At 75.9% G+C, this 18,321-nt stretch carries 6 protein-coding genes; 5 read left to right on the plus strand and 1 reads right to left on the minus strand.

What is annotated here, in order from left to right; all coding sequences use genetic code 11:
* Position 1: 1 nt before the first annotated feature.
* The gene (locus PVK37_RS18440) at positions 2–625 is read right to left on the minus strand and encodes a class I SAM-dependent methyltransferase (RefSeq protein WP_275028704.1); all 624 of its coding nucleotides are present in this window, start codon (positions 623–625) and stop codon (positions 2–4) included.
* Positions 626–740: 115 nt separating this feature from the next.
* On the opposite strand from PVK37_RS18440, the gene PVK37_RS18445 reads away from it, so the two are divergent.
* The 5 genes from PVK37_RS18445 (at position 741) to PVK37_RS18465 (ending at position 18,312) form a co-directional block, all read left to right on the plus strand.
* Positions 741–2,246 carry an MGH1-like glycoside hydrolase domain-containing protein gene (locus PVK37_RS18445; protein ID WP_275028705.1) on the plus strand — a complete coding sequence of 502 codons (1,506 nt, stop codon included), beginning with the start codon at positions 741–743 and terminating at the stop codon, positions 2,244–2,246.
* Positions 2,247–2,622: 376 nt separating this feature from the next.
* On the plus strand, positions 2,623–6,105 hold the full coding sequence (locus PVK37_RS18450; protein ID WP_275028706.1) for an AMP-binding protein: 3,483 nt from the start codon (positions 2,623–2,625) through the stop codon (positions 6,103–6,105).
* On the plus strand, positions 6,102–9,224 hold the full coding sequence (locus PVK37_RS18455) for a thioesterase domain-containing protein (protein ID WP_275028707.1): 3,123 nt from the start codon (positions 6,102–6,104) through the stop codon (positions 9,222–9,224). The genes PVK37_RS18450 and PVK37_RS18455 overlap by 4 nt, the downstream gene beginning before the upstream one ends.
* Positions 9,221–12,823, plus strand: a complete 3,603-nt coding sequence (locus PVK37_RS18460; RefSeq protein ID WP_275028708.1) for an amino acid adenylation domain-containing protein — start codon at positions 9,221–9,223, stop codon at positions 12,821–12,823. Before PVK37_RS18455 ends, PVK37_RS18460 begins: the two co-directional genes overlap by 4 nt.
* Positions 12,824–12,831: 8 nt before the next feature.
* Positions 12,832–18,312 (plus strand): type I polyketide synthase, encoded by a 5,481-nt coding sequence (locus PVK37_RS18465; protein ID WP_275028709.1) that lies wholly within the window; start codon positions 12,832–12,834, stop codon positions 18,310–18,312.
* Positions 18,313–18,321: the final 9 nt, after the last annotated feature.

Raw genomic sequence — 18,321 nt, forward strand, 5'->3', positions numbered from 1 at the left:
GTCAGCTACCGGCCGCGCCGGTGGGGTGGACGCCGTCGGCGGGCCGCCGCAGCACGGTGACCGCGAAGTCGGCGTCGGCCCGCCAGGGGCGCAGGTCCCAGGTGGCGAAGCGGTGCTCCCGGTGCAGCCCGACAGCGGCCGTGTCGGCGTCGAAGTCGGCGAGGGGGTACCCCCGGTCGGTGCCGAAGCCGATCACCAGCACCCCGTCCGTGCGCAGCTGGGCGGCGACCTGCCGGAGCACCTGGCGTTCGGTGTCCGGGGCCACGAAGGTCATCACGTTGCCGGCCAGCACCGCCGCGTCGAACGGCGCCCCGGGCAGGTCCAGCTCGGCCAGGTCGGCGACCAGCCAGGTCGGCCCCGGATGATCCGTACGGGCAGCCTCGATCAGGACCGGGTCGGCGTCCACCCCGACCACGGTGTGTCCCCGCTCGGCGAGCGCCGCGCCGACCCGGCCCTGACCGCAGCCCGCGTCGAGGATCCGTGCGCCGGGCGGAACCAGGGCGTCCAGCAGGCGGGCCTCGCCGGCCAGGTCGGCGCCTTCGGCGGCCATCCGGCGGAACCGGTCGACGTACCACCGTGAATGCCCGGCCCCGGTGTCGGTCGCCCAGCGTGTCGGCTCTCCCATGCCCGCACCGTACCGGCACCCGTCGTCCGGTCGGCGGGCGACGGCCGGCAAACCGGAAATATCTATCACGATTTATTCGTCTATGCTGAGGTCTGGCGCTCACAGGATGTGACACATGGTCGACTGGTGTGGTCTCCCTGGCCGGGCCGTCCCCGATGACCTGGGGGCGCTCGCGGTGGCGACGCTCGACGCCAACTGGGAGCACGACCACACGGTGCCCTCCCGGACCCTCTACCCGCACCAGTGGAGCTGGGACTCGGCGTTCGTCGCGGTGGGGTGGGCCCACGTCCGTCCCGACCGGGCCTGGCGGGAGCTGCGCAGCCTGTTCCGCGCCCAGTGGGTCGACGGGCGGGTGCCGCACATCGTGTTCGACCCGAGGACGGCCGACGGGGCGTACTTCCCGGGGCCACGGCTGTGGAACTCGGCCGCCGTCCGGGGAGCGCCGGCCGCGCCGGCCACCTCCGGCCTGGTGCAGCCACCGGTGCACGCCCCGGCGGCCTGGTCGGCGTACCGGTCGGCCCCGTCGGACGAGGCCCGCGCCGCGCTGCGCCGGCTCTACCCCGGTCTGGTCGCCCAGCAGCGCTACCTCACCGTCACCCGGGACGTGGGCGGGGGTGGGCTGGCCTGCCTGGTGCATCCGTGGGAGTCCGGGGTGGACAACAGCCCGGCCTGGGACGTGCCGTTGGCCGCGGTACCGGCCGACCCGGTGCTGCTGGCCGCCCAGGCCGCCACCGCCACCACCGCCACCGCCGCAGACACCGCCACCACCACCGCCACCGCCGGCACCGCCACCGCCGGCACCGAAGCCGGTAGCGGGATCGGCAACGGCAACGGCGGTGGCACGGGCAGGGCTGCCGGCGGCGGCGCGCCCGGGGCGTACCGGCGGGTGGACACCGCGCACGTCGACGCCGCGCACCGCCCCACCGACCTGGACTACGCCCGCTACCTGACGCTCGTCGTGTCCTACCGTGACGGCGGGTACCGCGACGACGACCTGGTCGGACGGCATCCGTTCCTGGTGGAGTGCCCGCTGCTGAACGCGGTGGCCGGTCTCGCCGAGCACGCCCTGGCCGCGATCGCGGCCGAGATCGGCGCGGACCCGGGGCCGCACCGGGACCGGGCCGCCCGGATCACCGAGGCGCTGGTGACCCGGCTGTACGACCCGCTCACCGGCACCTTCCGCCCCCGCGACCTGCGCACCGACCGGCTGGTGCCGGCCCGGACGGCGCTCGGCCTGGTCCCGCTGGTGCTGCCCGACCTGCCCGCCGCGCAGGTGGACGCGATCGTCGCCGAGGCGGTCTCGCCGCGGTTCGGTCTGGCCGGACGGATGCCGCGACCGTTGCCCAGCCACGACCGGACCGCCGCCGACTTCGCGCCGCTGCGCTACTGGCGCGGCCCGAGCTGGATGAACCTCAACTGGTTGCTCTGGCGTGGCCTGCTCACCCACGGGCGGTCCGAGCTGGCGGCCGGGCTGCGGGAGTCGATGATCGGACTGGTGGCCGGGGCCGGCTGTCACGAGTACTTCCATCCGGAGACCGGGGCGGGGCTCGGCTCGGCCGGGTTCAGTTGGACCGCCGCGCTCCTGCTCGACGTGCTCGCCCACGACCCGCCGGCCCGGTGATCACTCTTCGCGTCGACGGGGCAACACAAACGCGTCCCGCGTCGTATGATGATCCCGCCCGTTCCGCTCGGTGGGAGCGTTCCGCCACGCGCCGGCGGGGAGATTTCCCCGGCCAGGCCCCGTTCCGCCGGAGAAACGCCGGCCGCCGCCCCCCTAGGCCGTAACAAGCGCCAGCGGTAGAGGGCTGATCGGATGGATGTTCGCATCCGACGTCTGACCTCGGGGTCGGCCCTTCGGTCCGACTCCTATCGATGATCTTTACACCTGATCGACCCGCCATATGCTGCTTCCACTGTAGAAGTCCTGGGGGGGATCATGAATACAGGTGTCGAACGCTGCGTGCGTACCGGAGCACGGGCGGTCAGCGCACACTGACATGCCGCAGTCCACCATCGTCGACCGCTTCACCGGCGTCGCGGGCCGGCACCCCGACCGCATCGCCGTCCTCGGCATCGACCCACCGGTCCACTACGCCGAACTCGACGCCCTGGCCGGCGGGTACGCCGCCGCGCTGCACGCCAGCGGTGTGTCCACCGGGCAGCGGGTCGCCCTGCTCACCGCGCACGGCGTGCCGACCGTCGCCGCGATGCTCGGCACCGCCGCCGTCGGTGGCACGTACGTGCCGCTGGACCCGGGCTTCCCCGAGCAGCGGCTACGGCACATGCTCGACGCCGCCGAGGTGGGCACCATCCTCACCGGACGCGCTCAACAGGCCCTCGCGGACGGCTTGAGCGCCGGCCGCCCCGGCACCCGGGTGGTGGTGGTCGACGATCCCGCGCCCACCCCGCTGCGACCCGTGCCGGTCGACCCGGACGCGCTGGCGTACGTGCTGTTCACCTCCGGCTCCACCGGCCTGCCGAAGGCGGTCGGGCAGACCCACCGCAACCTGCTGCACGCCGTCGACAACCAGATCGGCACCCTGGCCATCGGCCCCGACGACCGGCTCAGCCTGCTCGCCTCGTTCAGCTTCGACGCGGCCATCCCCGACCTGTGGCCGGCGCTGCTCACCGGCGCGGCCGTCGTCCCGGTGGATCTGCGCCGGCACGGCCTCGCCCACGCCGCCGACGAACTGGCCCGGCACCGGGTGACCGTCTACCACTCCACCCCCACCGTCTACCGGTTCCTGCTGGACACCCTCGGCGACCGTCGACTCGACCAGGTCCGGGTGGTGCTGCTCGGCGGCGAACAGGCCACCTGGGCCGACGCCGCCCGGGGCGTCGACCGGTTCGCCCCCGACTGCGTCCTGGTCAACGGGTACGGATCCACCGAGGCGACCTTCGCCGCCCGGTACGCGCTGCCCCTGGCCGGGGTGGACGGCACCCGTACCGGCCCGCTGCCGATCGGTGCGGCGCTGCCCGGGTACGACGTGGACCTCGACCCGGCCGGCGAGATCGTGGTCCGCAGCCGGCACCTCGCCCCCGGCTACCTCAACCTGGACAGCGACCGGTTCACCGTGGCCGCCGACGGGACGCCCACGTACCGCACCGGCGACCTGGGGCAGCGGCTGCCCGACGGGAACCTGCGCTGCCTGGGCCGGCTCGACCGGCAGGTCAAGGTACGCGGGCACCGGGTCGAACTGACCGAGATCGAGGCCGTCCTCGCCGCCGTGCCCGGGGTGACCGGCGTCCGTGCCGTCGCCCGCGACGGCGAACTGCTCGCGTACGCCACCCCGGCCGGGCTGGACCCGGCGGCGCTGAGCGCCGCGCTGGCCCGGGAACTGCCCGGGTACGCGCTGCCCCGGGCGGTGGTGCCGGTCGGGGCGTTCCCGCTCACCGTCACCGGCAAGGTCGACGAGCGGGCGCTGCCCGACCCGCCGTCCGCCGTACCGGCGGGGGAGGAGCCCAGCACGGCGACCGAGCGGGCCGTGCACGACATCTGGTGCGCGGTGCTCGGCCGGGACACGGTCGGCCGTACCGCCAGCTTCTTCGACCTGGGCGGACAGTCGCTGCTGCTCGGGCTGGTCCAGCAGCGGCTGGCCGAGCGGTTCGGGGTCCGGCTGCCGCTGCCCCGGCTGTTCGCGCACCCGACGGTGGCGGCGCAGGCCCGGCTGCTCGACGCCCCGGCCACCCCGGCCCCGGCCCTGCCCACCCCGGTCCCGCCCCCGGTCGCCGCCCGGGAGTACACCGGCGACGAGATCGCCGTGGTGGGGCTGGCCGGCCGGTTCCCCGGCGCGCCCGACGTGGCCACCTTCTGGTGGAACCTGTGCGCCGGGGTGGACTCGATCCACGACCACACCGACGCCGAACTGGCCGCCCTGGGCATCGGGCCCCGGCTGCGCGCCGACCCCCGGCACGTGAAGGCCGCCGGCCGGCTCGACGGGGTGGACGAGTTCGACGCCGAGCTGTTCTCGTTCGGCGCGGACGAGGCCGCCCGGACCGACCCGCAGCACCGGATCTTCCTGGAGACCGCCTGGGAGGCCCTGGAGGACGCCGGCCACGACTCGGACCGCTTCCCCGGCCTGGTCGGCGTGTACGCCGCCGCCTCCGCCAACAGGTACTTCCTCTTCCACCTGATGGACAACCCGGCCGTGGTCGGCGACGTCGACCCGGACGACTGGGAAGCCCGGCTGGTCGGCCGGCAGTTCGCCGACCACCTGCCCGGCCAGGTGGCGTACCGGCTGGGGCTGACCGGCCCGGCGGTGGCCACCCAGAGCGCCTGCTCCAGCTCGCTGGTCGCGGTCTGCCTGGCCGCGCAGAGCCTCGCCGACTACCAGTGCGACCTGGCGCTGGCCGGCGGGGTGAACGTCACCTGGCCCCGGTACCGGGCCGGCGGGCTGGCCTCCCCGGACGGCCGCTGCCGGGCCTTCGACGAGGCGGCGGCCGGCTCCGGGTTCGGCTCCGGCGTCGGGGTGGTCGCGTTGCGCCGGCTCGCCGACGCCCAGGCCGACGGGGACCGCATCTACGCGGTCCTGCCCGGCTGGGCGGTCACCAACGACGGCGCGGACCGGGCCGGGTTCGCCGTACCGGGCCCGGCCGGGCAGGCCGCCGCCGTGGCGAACGCCCTCGCTGCCGCCGAGGTGGCCCCGGGCGAGGTCCGGTTCATCGAGGCGCACGGCAGCGGCACCCCGCTCGGTGACGCGATCGAGGTGGCCGCGCTGCACGAGGTGTACTCCGGCGCGGCCCCCGCCGAGAGCTGTGCGCTCGGCTCGGTCAAGACCAACATCGGGCACCTGGACGCGGCGGCCGGCGTCGCGTCGCTGATCAAGACGGTGCTCGCTGTGCAGCACGGGGTCGTCCCGCCGAACCTGCACTTCACCCGCCCGCATCCGGAGATCGACCTGGCCGCCGGGCCGTTCCACGTGCCGACCAAGGCGCGCGACTGGCCGGAGGTGCCGCGCCGGGTCGCCGGGGTCAGCTCGTTCGGGCTGGGCGGCACGAACGCGCACGTCGTGGTGGAGCAGCCGCCACCGGACGAGTCCGTGGAGCAACCACCACCGGACGAGCCGGTGGACGAGCCGGCCGGCGGGGCGTACCTGCTGCCGGTGTCGGCGCGTACCCCGGCGGCGCTGCGGGCCGCGCTCGGCCGGCTCCGTACCCACCTGGCCGGCACCGACGCGCCGCTGGCCGACGTGGCCTGGACCCTGGCCGTGGGCCGGCGGGCCCTCGGTTGCCGGGCGGTGGTCGCCGCCGCCGACCCGGCCGGCGCGGTGGCCGCGCTGGACGAACTGCTCGCCACCGGCGGTCGGGCCGCCGGTGACCCGACCGAACTGCTCGACCTGGCCGCCGGCTGGCTGGCCGGCGGGGACGTCGACTGGGCCGCCCTGCACCCGGACGGCGGCGGGCGGCGCACCGGGCTGCCCACCTACCCGTTCCAGCGGCAGCGGTACTGGATCGACCCCCCTCAGAAAGGCCAGCGGTGAACTGGTTCCCCTCCACCGGACGCCGTCCCCACGCGCCGGTGCAGTTGTTCTGCCTGCCCTACGCCGGGGCCGGGATCAGCGCGTTCCGGCGCTGGCGGGACGCCATCGGCGACGACGTCGAGGTGCTGCCGGTGCAGTTGCCCGGCCGGGAGGTACGGATCGCCGAGGACCCGAACTTCACCGTCGCCGAGGTCGCCGACGCCATCGCCGCCCGGGTCGACCGCCCGTACGCCATCTACGGCCACTCGATGGGCGGACGGCTCGGCTTCGACGTGGTCCGCGAGCTGCGCCGGACCGGGCGGACCCTGCCGGTCCGGCTGTACGTCGGCGGGGCCCGCGCGCCGCACGTCACCGACGTCAGCCACTTCGACGGGCTGTCCCGGGCCAGCGACTCCGAGCTGCTGGACCGGCTGCGGTCCGGTGGCGGCCTGCCCGCCGGGGTGCTCGACCACCCCGAGCTGGTCGCGTTGCTGATGCCGCTGCTGCGCGCCGACTTCGGCCGGGTGGACAGCTACCGGTACGTCCCGGAGGAGCCGCTGCCGGTGCCGATCGTGGTGTTCAGCGGCCGGACCGACCAGGCGGTGACCCGCGCGCAGAGCGCGGCGTGGGAGCGGCACACCGCCGCCGGGTTCACCCTGCACGACGTCGACGGCGGGCACTTCTTCCTGCACGACCGGCTGACCGAGGTGCTCGCGGTGATCCGCGCCGACCTGCTCCCGGCCGTCACGCCGCCGCCACCGACGGTCGCGGAACCGGTCCGGGCCGGTGGGCACCGGGTGCCGTTGGGGGACACCGGCTGGTCGGTGTGGCGGGACGCGCTGCTGCGGACCACCGGTTTCCCGGCCGACGGGCTGACCGCGCTGGCCGCCCCGAAGGCCGCCGCGGCGGCCGACGACCTGCTCGACGGCGGCCCGGCCGAGGTGTTCGACGCCGAGTGCGCCGCCGCGCTGGCCGTCGGTGGCGAGACGCTGCGCGGGCTGGCCGCCGACCCGCTGCTGCGCGAGGCGGTCACCTGGCAGAACCGCAACGTGCTCACCGCCCTGGACGGGCTGGTCGCGGCCGGCCCGGACACGCCGCGCAACGTCCGCCGCCGGGACCGGGAGAAGGCCCTGCTGCGGTACTGGCAGCGGTACTGCGGCAAGAACGAGACGGTCGGCTTCTTCGGGCCGAGCTGCTGGGTGACCGTCGACCCGGCCGCACCGACCGCGCTGACCGCCGTACCCGGGCCGGGGCTGACCCGCCGCCGCTGGGTGGTGTTCGAGTCGTGGGCGCTGGCCGGGTACGCCGCCGCGCTCGGCCGCGACCCGGCGGTACGCCGCTGGTGGCCGCCGATGCTCGCCGCCCACCTCAGCCTGGCCGGCCGTACCCTGCGCCGGCCCGGTCGCCCGCCGCTGGAGTTGTCCCCGACCGAGGCGGCGCTGCTGGCCGCCTGCGACGGCCGCCGGCCCGCCGCCGAGGTGGTCGCCGACCCGGCGCTCGGGCTGCGCCGCCCCGAGGACGGCTACGCGCTGCTGGACCGGTTCGTCGAACGGGAACTGATCACCTGGGACGCGCTGCTGCCGGTCAGCCCGGACGCCGAAGAGGTGCTCACCGCGCGGATCGCCGCGATCGGCGACCCGGACGCGCGTACCCGGGCCCGCGCCGGCCTGGACCGGCTGGTCGCCGGCCGGGAGGCGGTCGCCGCCGCCGCGGGCGACCCGGACCGGCTCGCCGTGGCCCTGGCCGGACTGGACGCCCTGTTCACCGAGCTGACCGGCGAGTCGCCGCGCCGCCGCGACGGCCAGATGTACGCCGGCCGGACCCTCTGCTACGAGGACACCAGCCGGGACCTGGACGCGGTGGTCGGCGGGCCGCTGCTGGCCGAGATCGCCGCCCCGCTGGGAGTGCTGCTCCAGGCGGCCCGCTGGCTGGTCGAGGCGCTGCGCCGGGCGTACGGCGAGGCGTTCCGGCAGCTCCACGACGACCTGCGGGCCGACGCGGACGGCGGTGAGGTGGCGTTCGCCGATCTGTGGTTCCTGGCTCAGGGCCTGTTCTGGGGCACCGGCGAACGACCGGTCGACGCGGTGGCCGCCGAGTTCGCCCGCCGCTGGGCGGGACTGTTCGACCTGGCCGCGCAGCCGGCCGGCACCCGCCGGGTCGACGTGCCGGTGGCCGCGCTCGCCGACCGGGTCGCCGAGGTTTTCCCGGCCGACCGGCCGGACTGGCCCAACGGCCGGCTACACAGCCCTGACCTGCAGATCTGCGCCGAGGACACCGACGCGCTGGCCCGGGGCGAGTACACCGTGGTGCTCGGCGAGCTGCACGCCGCGTGGGCGTCGTTCGACTGCGCCGTGTTCACCCCCGCCCACCCGGACGTCGAGCGGCTGCGTACCGCCCTGGTCGCGGACCTGGGCGAGCGGCGGGTCCGGCTGCTGCCCCCGCACGAGTGGCCGCGCCGCACCAGCCGGGTCGCGGAGAGCCTGGTCGGCCCGACCGACCGCCAGCTGGCGTTCCTGCCCGCCGCCGGGGCCGAGCCGGGCCGGGTGCTGCCCACCGTGGACCTGACCGTCGCCGACCGGGACGGTGAGCTGGTCGCGGTGGCCGCCGACGGGCAGAGCTGGACCCTGGACGAGATCTTCGCCGGTCCGCTCAGCCTGCACGCGGTCGACGGCTTCAAGCTGGTCGCCGCCGCCGCGCACACCCCCCGGATCACCCTGGACCGGCTGGTGGTGGCCCGGGAGACCTGGCGGACCACCATCGGCGGCACCGGGCTGGCCGACGTCGCCGGGGAACGGGACCGGTTCCTCGCCGTCCGCCGCTGGCGGCGCGCGCTGGGCCTGCCCGAGCAGGTGTACGTCAAGCTCGCCACCGAGACCAAGCCCTGCTTCCTGGACCTGACCAGCCCGCTCTACGCCTCGATGTTCTGCTCGATGCTGCGTACCGCCCGCACCGAGGGCGGCGACACGGTGTCGGTGACGGTCAGCGAGATGCTGCCCACCCCGGAGCAGGCGTGGGTGCCCGACACCGCCGGCCGGCGGTACTTCAGCGAACTGCGGCTGCACATCGTCGACGCCCCCGCGCACCGGGCCGACGCCGGCCCGCACGACGCCCCCGCCAGCGGAACCGGAGAGCAGGCATGACCCACCCCGACACCGCCGCGTCCGGCCCCGACCTGCCCTGGCCGCAGGTCACCGTCGCCGACCTGGTCCGCGAGTGGGCGGTCCGCACCCCGGACGCGGTCGCGGTACGCCAGTGGGACGACCGGCTCACCTACCGGGACCTGGTGGAACGGGCCGCCGGGGTGGCCGCCGTGCTGCGCGGGCGGGGCGTCGGACCGGGTGACCGGGTCGGGGTGTGCGCCACCCGCCGGCCCGACCTGGTGGTCACCGTGCTCGGCGTGCTGCTGTCCGGGGCCGCCTACCTGCCGCTGGACCCGGACGGGCCGCAGCAGCGGCTGATCGAGATCGTCCGGGACGCGGGCGTGCGGATCGTCGTCGGGGACGCCGCCGGGGACGGGTTCGCCGACGTCGACGGCGTCGAGCCGGTCGGGTCGCCCGGCCCGGCCCCGCTGGTCGCCGGCCCGGCCCGCCCCGGTGACGTCGCGTACGTGCTGTTCACCTCCGGCTCCACCGGCCGGCCGAAGGGGGTGTGCGTCACCCACCGGGGGCTGGTCGAGTTCGTCACCGGCTGGGCGGCCCGCACCGGCGTGGACGCCGGCACCCGCAGCCTGGCCAGCGCGTCGCTGAGCTTCGACGCCTCGGTCATCGACCTGTTCGTGCCGTTGGCGCACGGCGGGACGGTGTGCCTGCTCGGCGCGGACGACCGGGCCGACCCGGTCCGGATGCAGCGGTTCGTGGCCGCCCACGAGGTCACCTGGGGGCTGCTCACCCCGACCGTGCTCGACCTGCTCGACCCGGCGGCGGTGCCGGGCTGGCGGACCGTGCTGTGCGGGGCCGAGGCGGTCCCCGCCGACCTGGTCGCCCGCTGGGCGCCCGGCCGGCGGTTCGTCAACGCGTACGGCCCGACCGAGGCGACCGTGGCGGTGCTGGCCGCCGACCTGACCGGCGACGAGACCGACCCCACCCCGATCGGGTTGCCGCTGCCCAACCACCGGGTGCACGTGGTCGACGCCGAGCTGCGTCCGGTCGCCCCCGGCGAGAGCGGGGAACTGCTGGCCGGTGGCCCCGGCCTGGCCGACGGGTACCTGAACCGTCCCGGGCTGACCGCCGCCGCCTTCGTACCCGACCCGTTCTCCGGGCTGCCCGGCGAACGCCTCTACCGCACCGGCGACCTGGTCCGGCAGCTGCCCGACGGACGGCTGGTCTACCTGGGCCGGATCGACCGGCAGGTGAAGGTCCGGGGCCAGCGCATCGAGCTGGGCGAGGTCGAGGCGGTGCTGGCCGGGCACCCGGACGTGGACCGGGTCGCGGTGGAGGCGGTCGCCGGGCCGGCCGGCACCGAACTGGTCGCCTTCCTCACCCCCGCCGACGCCCCCGCCGACCCGGAGATCCGGGACTGGGCGGCGGGCCGGCTCACCCCGGCGATGCTGCCGGCGCGGCTGGTGCGCCTGGCCGAGCTGCCGGTCAGCCCGACCACCGGCAAACTCGACCGGGCCGCGCTGCGCGACCGCGCCACCGCCGCGCTGGACCCCGCCGGTACCGACCCCGCCGATCCGACCGCCGGCCCGACCGCCGGCCCGGCCGACCCGGCCACCGGCTCCGGCGACCCGACCACCGGAACCGGTGACCTGACCGCCGGAACCGGCGACCCGGTCGTGGCGGCGGTGACCCGCGCCTGGACCCGGCTGCTCGGCGCGGTACCCGCCCCGGACACCGACTTCCTGGCCGCCGGCGGCAACTCGGTCACCGCGATGCGGCTGGTCGCCGCGCTCCGCGCCGACCTCGGCCGGCAGGTCGACGCCCGCGCGGTGGTCGCCGGCCGGACCTTCGGCGGGCTGCTCGACACGGTCCGCGCCGCCGCGCCCGCCGAGCACGACGGGCTCACCACCGGCAACCCGCCGACCCTGTCCGCGCCGCAGCGCCGGCTCTGGTTCGTCGACCAGATCGCCACCTCCAGCGCCCCATACAACATCGCGGTGGCGCACCGGCTGCGCGGCCCGCTGGACACGGTGGCCCTCGGGGCGGCGCTGCGGGCCGTCGCGGAACGCCACGACGTGCTGCGCTGGCGGATCCTGCAGACCGCCGGGGTGCCGTACGCGGTGTGCGCCGAACCGACCGACGTGCCGGTACCGGTGGTCGACCTGACCGGGCACCCCGATCCCGAGGCCGACCTGCGGGCCATGCTCACCGCCGGGGCCGGGCACGCCTTCGACCTGGCCACCGGCCCGTCCTGGCAGGTCACCGTGTACCGGCTCGGCGTCAACGAGCACGTGCTGGCGATCACCCTGCACCACTCGGTGTTCGACGGCTGGTCCGAGGCGGTGCTCTACGCCGACCTGGCCGCCGGGTACCACCGGGCGGTCACCGGCGCGGATCCGACGCTGCCGCCGCTGGCCGTCTCGTACGCCGACTACGCGGTCTGGCGGGCCGAGCGGGACCGGCGACGCGGCCCGGCCGACGTGGCCTGGTGGGCCGACCACCTGCGGGACGCCCCGACCGTGCTGGAACTGCCCCGCGACCGGCCCCGCCCGACGGTGCAGACCTACGTCGGCGCGGAGGCCGCGGTGACCCTGTCCGCCGACGCGGACCGGGCGGTCCGGGACCTCGCCGCCGCCCGGGGCACGACCAGCGCGGCCGTCCTGCTGGCCGGTTTCGCGGTGCTGCTGCGCCGGCTCACCGGCGGCGACGACCACGTGCTCGGCGCGGTGGTCGCCGACCGTCGGCTGGCCGCCTTCGACGACGTGATCGGCTTCCTCATCGACACCGTGCCGGTACGGGTCCGCAGCGGCGACGGGGTCGACTTCGCCGCCCTGGTCGACCATGCCACCGCCGAGCTGCACGAGGCCACCGACCACTCCGGCGCGCCCCTGGAGAAGATCGTCGAGGCGCTCGGGGTCGTCCGGGACACCACCCGGGCACCGCTGGTGCAGGTGCTGTTCAACGTGCTCAACTTCGCCCCGCCCCGGCTGGACCTGGCCGGGACGACCGGCGAACCGGTCCGGGTGGACAAGCCGGGCTCCCCGTTCGACCTGACCGTGTACGTGGTCGAGCCGGACGGCCGGTTCGGCGTCGAGGTGGTCTACAACCCGGACCTGTTCGACGCCGACCGGGTCGACGCCCTGCTGGCCGACCTGGCCCACCTGGTCGGCGCGCTGGCCGCCGCCCCGCACGAGCCGGTCGACACGGTCGCCGTCGCGCTGCCCCGCCCGACGGTACGGGTGGCGCAACTCGGCGCGATGGCCGTCGCCGCCACCACCGAACCGGCCCGCGCGGCGCTGCCCGCCGGCCCGGACGGGCTCACCACCACCGAGGAGCAGGTCGCCGCGATCTGGCGGGAGGTGCTCGGCCGGGACCGGGTCGGGGTGACCGACAACTTCTTCGACATCGGCGGCCACTCGATGGCCCTGGCCGCCGTACACGCCCGGTTGACCGCCGCCACCGGACGCTCGGTGGCGCTGCTCGACCTCTTCCGACACCCCACCATCCGGGCGCTCGCCGCCCACCTCGACGGTGCCGTGGACCGGCCGGAACTGGCCCGTGCCGCGCTGCGCGCCGCCGCCCGACGCAGTCGTACCCGCCGTAACCCCCCACCCCGCCGCCCCGGCGGCGCAGCGGAATGAAGGACCTCATGAACAACCCGGACAACCCCTCCCTTTCCGGCGAGGGCGACGGCATCGAACCCATCGCGATCGTCGGCCTGGCCGCCCGGCTGCCCGGCGCGGCGGACGTACGCGAGTTCTGGCGCAACCTGGTCGACGGGGTGGAGTCGGTGACCACCTTCACCCGGGAGGAGCAGCTCGCCCGGGGCGCCACCGTCGACGAGGTCGACGACCCGAGCTGGGTGAACCGGGCCCCGGTGCTGGAGGCGTTCGACGAACTCGACGCCGGCCTGTTCGGGATGACCGCCCGGGAAGCCGAGATCACCGACCCGCAGCACCGGATCTTCCTGGAGACCTGCTACACCGCGTTGCAGGACGCCGGCTACGACCCGGCCCGCTACGACGGCTCGGTCGGCGTGTACGCCGGCACCGGCGGCAACCTGTACCTGCAACTGCACGTGTCGAAGAACAAGCGGGTCGGCGGGGCGGTGCACTCGGCGGTCTCGGTCGCCACCGGCAACTCGCCGAACTACGTGGCGACCAACGTGTCGTACCGGCTGGACCTGCGCGGGCCGAGCTTCACCGTGCACACCGCCTGCTCCACCTCGCTGGTCGCGTTCCACCTGGCCTGCGAGTCGCTGCGCAACGGCGAGTGCGACATGGCGCTGGCCGGCGGGGTGAACGTGGAGCTGCCGCACGCGGTCGGTTTCATGGGCATGGAGGGCTTCACCTCCCCGGACGGCCGGTGCCGCCCGTTCGACGCCGCCGCCAACGGCACGGTGTGGGGCAGCGGCTCCGGGGTCACCGTCCTCAAGCGGCTCTCCGACGCGATCGCCGACGGTGACACCGTGCGGGCCGTCGTCCGGGGCAACGCCATCAACAACGACGGGGCCGGCAAGGTCGGTTTCACCGCGCCCAGCGTGGACGGCCAGATGGAGGCCATCGCGCAGGCCGTCGCGATGGCCGACGTGGACCCGCGCACCATCAGCTACGTCGAGGCGCACGGCACCGGCACCGCGATGGGCGACCCGATCGAGATCACCGCGCTGGCCGCCGTGTACGGCCAGGACACCGACGACCGGGGCTGGTGCGGGATCGGCTCGGTGAAGAGCAACATCGGCCACCTCAGTCAGCCGTCCGGCATCGTCAGCGTGATCAAGACGGTGCTGGCGATGGAGCACGGGCTGATCCCGCCGACCATCAACTACGAGACCCCGAACCCGGCGATCGACTTCGCCGACACCCCGTTCTACGTGACGAACACCCTCACCAAGTGGGACAACGACACCGGTCCGCGCCGGGCCGGGGTCAGCTCGTTCGGCATCGGCGGCACCAACGCGCACGTGGTGCTGGAGGAGGCCCCGGCCGCGTACCGGGCCGACCGGCGGATCCGGCCGGCGCACCTGCTGCACGTGTCGGCGAAGACCCCGACCGCGCTGGACACCGCGCTGACCCGGCTCGCCGACCACCTGGCCACCGCCACCGACGGCGGCCCCGAACTGCTCGCCGACGTGGCGCACACGCTGCGCGTCGGCCGGCAGGAGTACGCCCACCGGGCCACCGTGGTCGCCACCGACCTGGCCGACGCGGTCACCGCGCTGCGTACCCCGCGCCGCCGGCAGACCGGCGTGGCCGACGGCCCCACGCCCCGGGTGGCGTTCCTGTTCTCCGGCCAGGGCGCGCAGTACGCCGGGATGGGCGCGCAGCTGTACGCCGAGGAGCCGGCGTTCGCCGCCGTGGTCGACGAGTGCGCCGAACTGCTCCGCCCCGAACTCGGCCTGGACCTGCGGGACCTGATCCTCGGCCGGGACCCGGACGCGGGGGAGAAGCTCACCGAGACCCGCTACACCCAACCCGCCCTGTTCGTGATCGAGTACGCCCTGGCGACGCTCTGGCAGCGGGCCGGGGTGAAGCCGGCGGCGATGATCGGCCACTCCATCGGCGAGTACGCCGCCGCCACCGTCGCCGGGGTGCTCACCCTGCCGGACGCGCTGCGCGTGGTGGCCGCCCGGGGCCGGCTGATGCAGTCGATGCCGGCCGGCGCGATGCTCGCGGTCAGCCTGGACGAGTCGGTGGTCGCCGAAACCCTGCCGGACGGGCTCGCCGTCGCCACCGTCAACGGCCCCGGCACCTGCGTGGTCGCCGGCCCCCACGAGGCCGTCGAGGCGTACGCGCAGACCCGCAAGGGCAAGTGCAAGCCGCTGCGCACCTCGCACGCCTTCCACTCGCCGATGATGGACCCGATCCTCGCCGAGTTCACCGCGCTGATGGCGGCCGTGCCGCTGCGCCCGCCGACGGTGCCGTTCCTGTCCAACGTGACCGGCACCTGGATCACCGACGCGCAGGCCACCGACCCGGCGTACTGGGCGGCGCACCTGCGCCAGCCGGTCCGGTTCGGGGCGTGCGTGGCGACCCTGATCGCCGAGGGCGTCTGGCAGCTCGTCGAGTGCGGGCCGGGCAAGCAGTTGGCGAACCTGGCCCGGATGCAGGTCGCCAAGGGTTCCCCGGAGCAGCGGGTCCGTACCCCGCTGGGCAGCCTGCCCGGCCCGACCGAGGACACCGGCGACCTGGCCACCCTCCTCGGCACCGCCGGGGCGCTGTGGAGCGCCGGCGTCCCGGTCCGGCTGGACGCCGACCCGGCCGCCCGGCGGGTGCCGCTGCCCACCTACCCGTTCGAACGGAAGCGGTACTGGATCGACGCCGACCCGGTGCAGCCGGCCGCCGTGGCCGAGCCGGAGCGGGGCCCACGCCCGCTGGCCGAGTGGTTCGCGGTTCCGGTGTGGCGGCAGGCCGCCCCGGAGACCCGGCGTACCCCGCCGGGCCGCTGCCTGGTGTTCGTCGACGGGCCGCGCGGCGAGGACCTGCTCACCGCGCTGCGCGCCGCCGGGGCCGACCCGGTCGCGGTGCGGGCCGGCGACGGGTTCGCCGCCACCGCCGACGGCTACCGGCTGCGGCCCGGTGTCCGTGCCGACCACGACGCGCTGGTCGAGGCGCTCGGCACCGACCTGCCGGACCGGCTGGTCCACGCGTTCACCCTGGACGGCGAGCCGGCCGGCACCGACCTGGCGGCCACCGCCACCGCCCTGGACCGGGGCTTCTTCGACGCCCTGCACCTGGTGCAGGCGCTCGCCGGGGCCGGCCGCACCGCCGACGAACGCCCGCTGACCCTGGACCTGGTCACCGCCGGCATCGGCGACGTCACCGGACCCGACCTGACCCGCCCCGAACACGCCACCCTGCGCGGCCTGGCCCGGGTGCTGCCCGCCGAACTGCCCGGGGTGACCGTACGGCTGGTCGACGCCGACCCGGCCGCCACCGGCACCACCGCCCTGGTCGCCGAACTGGGCCGACCGGTGGGCGAGGTCACCGAGGTGACACTGCGCGGCAACCGCCGCTGGGTCACCGACCACGAGCAGGTCACCCTGGACGCGGACAGCACGGAAGGCCCGGTGCTCCGCGACGGCGGCCGGTACGTCATCACCGGCGGCCTGGGCGGCATCGGCATCACCCTGGCCGAGGACCTGGCCCGGCGGTTCCGGGCCCGGCTGGTGCTGCTGGCCCGGTCCGGCCTGCCGGCGCGGGACCGCTGGGACGACCACCTCGCGGTGCACGGCGACGACCGGGCCGGCCGGGCCATCGCCGCGATCCGCCGGATGGAGGCCGCCGGGGCCGAGGTGCTGGTGCTGGCCGCCGACGTCACCGACCCCGCCGACCTGCGCCGGGTTCGGGACGCCGCCGAGCAGGCGTACGGCGGCGTCGACGGCATCGTGCACGCGGCCGGCCTGGCCGGCGGCGGCATGGTCGAGATCAAGGACCGGGCCGACGCGGAACGCGTCCTCGCCCCGAAGGTGGCCGGCACCCTCGCCCTGGCCCAGGTGTTCGGGGACCTGCCGCTGGACTTCGTGGTGCTCTGCTCGTCGATCACCGCCGTGCTCGGCGGCTTCGGGCAGGTCGACTACTGCGCGGCCAACAACGCCCTGGACGCGTACGCCCGGTCCGGGCTGGGCTGGTCGGCACCGGTGCTGTCGCAGAACTGGGGCGGCTGGGCCGAGGTCGGAATGGCCGTGGAGACCGACGTGCCGGCCGGCTTCCGGGCCGCCGCCCGGGACACCGTCACCAGCACCGTCGACCACCCGGTGCTCACCACCCGGGTCACCGGCGCGACGGAGACCGTGCTGCACGGCCTGGTCTCCGCCGGCACCCACTGGCTGCTCGACGAGCACCGCATCGGCGGGGTACCGGTGGTGCCCGGCACCGCCCACCTGGAGTCGGTGCGCGCGGCGGTGGCCGCCGCCGTACCCGCCCCGGCCCCGGACGCGCTTGTCGAACTGCGCGACGTGGTGTTCCTGGAGCCGTTCTCGGTGCCGGACGGCACGGTCGCCCAGTACCGGGTCGAGCTGACCGGCACCGACGAGGGCGTCGACTTCGCCGTCCGCAGCCTGGCCGCCGGTGAGCTGCGCACCCACGTACGCGGCGCGGCCGGCTGGACCGTCGAGCCGGCCCCACCGGCCCGGGACCTGGCCGCGCTCACCGCCGGCTGCCGGCGCATCGACGACGACCAGTCGTTCGGGCGGGGCCGCACCAGCATGCTCACCTTCGGTCCCCGGTGGAACTCGCTGCGGGAGCACCACCTCGGCGCGGGCGGGGAACTGGCCCGGATCAGCGCGCCCGCCGAGGCGCTCGGCGACCTGTCGGCCTGGGGGCTGCACCCGGCGCTGCTGGACGTGGCGACCGCGTTCGGGCGGGGCCGGGGCTCCGGCACCTACCTGCCGCTGTCGTACGGCCGGATCGTGGTGCGCGGCCCGCTGCCGGCGGACCTGGTCAGTCACCTGCGCTACCGGGACGGCGACACCGACGAGGTGGTGGCCGCCGACCTGTCCCTGCTGGACGCCGACGGCCGGGAACTGGTGTCCATCAGCGACTTCGTGCTGCGCCGGGTCGACTCCGACGCGGTCACCGGCGGGCTCGCCGCCACCGGCCCCGACACCGGGTCGGTGTCCGCCTCCCCGGGCGAGGACATCCGGCCGGTCGACGGGGCGGAGGCGTTCCGCCGCAGCCTCGCCGCCGGCCTCGGCCCGCAGGTCGTCATCGCCACCCGCACCGTCGCCGACCTGCGGTCCCGGTCCGGCCGGGTCACCACCGAGAGCCTGGAGACCGACGACGGACCGGGCACCGGGCCGACCGCCGCCAGCATCGCCGGCACCTCGGCCGCGCCGCGTACCGAACTGGAGGCGGTCATCGCCGCCGTCTGGCAGGACAACCTCGGCCTGGACGCCGTCGGCGTGGACGACGACTTCTTCGCCCTCGGCGGCAACTCGCTGGTCGCGGTGCAGCTCATCGCGGCGATGCGCAAGGCCACCGGGGTCCGGCTGCCGATGCGCAGCCTCTTCGAGACGCCCACCGTGGCGGGCCTGGCGGCCCGGATCGAGGAACAGCGCGCCGCCGCACCCGCCGAGGAACCGGCCGCCGCGCCGACCATCCCGGCCATCCCCCGACTGCCCCGCGCCTGACCAGGACAA

This window comes from Micromonospora cathayae (assembly GCF_028993575.1).
In the GTDB taxonomy this organism is placed as follows: Bacteria; Actinomycetota; Actinomycetes; order Mycobacteriales; family Micromonosporaceae; genus Micromonospora; species Micromonospora cathayae.